The 2,113-nt window shown below is 49.6% G+C and carries 3 protein-coding genes; all 3 read right to left on the reverse strand.

What is annotated here, in order from left to right; genetic code table 11:
* Positions 1–212 precede the first annotated feature (212 nt).
* Positions 213–707 carry a preQ(1) synthase gene (queF, locus tag CJ260_RS12385; protein WP_095630427.1) on the reverse strand — a complete coding sequence of 165 codons (495 nt, stop codon included), beginning with the start codon at positions 705–707 and terminating at the stop codon, positions 213–215.
* A complete protein-coding gene (locus CJ260_RS12390; RefSeq protein ID WP_095630428.1) occupies positions 704–1,198 on the reverse strand; it encodes a QueT transporter family protein in 495 nt (164 codons plus the stop codon). The genes queF and CJ260_RS12390 overlap by 4 nt, the downstream gene beginning before the upstream one ends.
* A gap of 155 nt (positions 1,199–1,353) precedes the next feature.
* Positions 1,354–1,914, reverse strand: coding sequence for a signal peptidase I (gene lepB, locus CJ260_RS12395; RefSeq protein WP_087477065.1), 561 nt, complete (start codon positions 1,912–1,914; stop codon positions 1,354–1,356).
* Positions 1,915–2,113 lie beyond the last annotated feature (199 nt).

The raw sequence follows: 2,113 nt of genomic DNA on the forward strand, positions 1-2,113 counted from the left end.
GGACGCCTGGCCCGTTACTAACGATTCCATATTTGTGTTGAAAAAGTCTGTACTGAGAGAAAGAATCTGTTGTATAATGTTCATGAGAAGGACTCCTTTGCGTGAGATTGTGGTGATTTCATTATACCAAAGAAGTTCCTTCTCTTTTTATATGTTCTTCACTTTTGTGCAGTAAAGTTTTCCCACAATTATTTTACACTAACCCGGCAGCTTTACCGATTATCTACCTTTTCCGGATACAAATCATGCTGGGACAGGCGCTGCCAAGCTACCTGCTCCCACGGTGTGCCTTTGCGGCCGTAATTGCAGTACGGATCGATGCTGATGCCGCCGCGGGGCAGAAATTTGCCCCACACCTCAATATATTTCGGGTTCATGAGGGCGATCAAGTCGTCCATGATGATATTGACGCAGTCTTCATGGAAATCGCCGCGGTTGCGGAAGCTGAACAGGTACAGCTTCAGCGACTTGCTTTCGACCATCTTTTGGTCCGGCACATAGGAAATATAAATCGTCGCGTAGTCAGGCTGGCCTGTCTTGGGGCACAGGCTGGTAAATTCCGGGCAGTTGAATTTGACAAAATAATCCCGGCCGGGATGCTTGTTGTCAAAGGTTTCCAGCAGTCCCGGGTCATAATCCTGACGATACGTCGTATGCTGACTCCCCAACGAAGCCAGCTGGCTTAATTCTTCACTTGTTCTGTTCATATATGCTCCTTATTGACACGATATGCCTTGGTCAAGGCGTGGATGAGAAATACGCCGCAGAGAGCCGGCAGAAATTGTCCTGCCGACAACGACGCGACGAGCATGCCGTAGGGAAGGCCAAATAAGTAGGACAGCCACAGGCTGACGCCCAGCGACGGAACCCACCAGATCGGCAGAGCCGCAAGCCAGACATTCCAGCCCCGCAGGCGGACCTGCACGATGAGCCACGTCGTCAGCCAGCCGACCAAACAGCCGCCGGCCATATCCAGCAGTCCCAGGCCGCCAAACAAGAAATTAGCGGCAAAGTTTGCAATCCCCATAGGCACGACCAGGAAGGGGTACACGAAAGCCAATGCATACAAGGCTGTGGCGATTCGGATTTGATAGGGACCAAAGGAAACGCCCTGCGTCACATACAGCAGGACGACATACAAGGCAATGACCATACTGGAAATAGTCATGCGTTTCGTATTTGCTAGGAAATTATACATCAGCGCCGCCTCCCTTCATTTCATTACAATTAAAAAACGGGCTTGTCCAAAGGCAAACCCGTCGGCATACATACATAAAAATTCATGTCATGTACAGCTTCCTAGTTTTGTTTACCGACAGGATGGATTGCGAACTGTCTTGTGAAATTATGGTACTACCAAATTACCTTGCCCAATACGTGATCCACAGGAACGGGGCCGATAAAGCGGCTGTCGCTGCTGTGGTTGCGGTTGTCCCCCATGCAGAATACATAGCCTTCGGGAATCTTGATTTCGTCCTTGCGGCTGTAATTCATGGGCTCGTTGATATACGGCTCGTCCAAGGGCTCGCCGTTGCGCCATACCTTGCCGTCGCGGAAGGCCAGCGTATCGCCGGGCCGGCCGATGACCCGCTTGACCCAGACGTTTTTTGTCTGCAAGTCATGATTGAAAAAGGCCAGGTAATTGTTCATAGGCTCCGTCACATCGTCTTTCCAGGTCCGCTCGTACAGCACGCGGCTGTCGATGATGACGATATCGCCGTAATCCGGCACATCGCCCATGACGTGTCCCAGCTTGGACACAATGAGGTATTCGCCGTTATGAAGCGTCGGCACCATCGATTCGCCGGACACGCGTGTCGGCTGGAAAAAGAAAATGTGAATGACCATCGCGATGGCCAACGCTATGATAATGGAATATACCCACTCATATACTTCATGCAAAATTGTATTCACAGCAAACCCTCCTTATGCACTGCATTTATTGTAACAAAGGGAGGCAGCAAAAGCAAGATGAGACGGCATACAGACAGTGTCAAGTTGTTGTGGGTATATATTTGACAGAAACATCTTGGCATGTAAATCCGGCCTTTTAGTATCTAATGTATATGGTGATATCCACTGTTTTGGATATCTTTCATCCATCTTCCGTGTA

Origin of the sequence: Megasphaera sp. ASD88 (genome assembly GCF_002287425.1) — a bacterium.
Taxonomy (GTDB): Bacteria; Bacillota; Negativicutes; order Veillonellales; family Megasphaeraceae; genus Megasphaera; species Megasphaera stantonii.

Coding starts and splice junctions, on each gene's coding strand:
- queF (WP_095630427.1), bottom strand. CDS start 707: ATGAACAGAACAAGTGAAGAATTAAGCCAGCTGGCTTCGTTGGGGAGT.
- CJ260_RS12390 (WP_095630428.1), bottom strand. CDS start 1,198: ATGTATAATTTCCTAGCAAATACGAAACGCATGACTATTTCCAGTATG.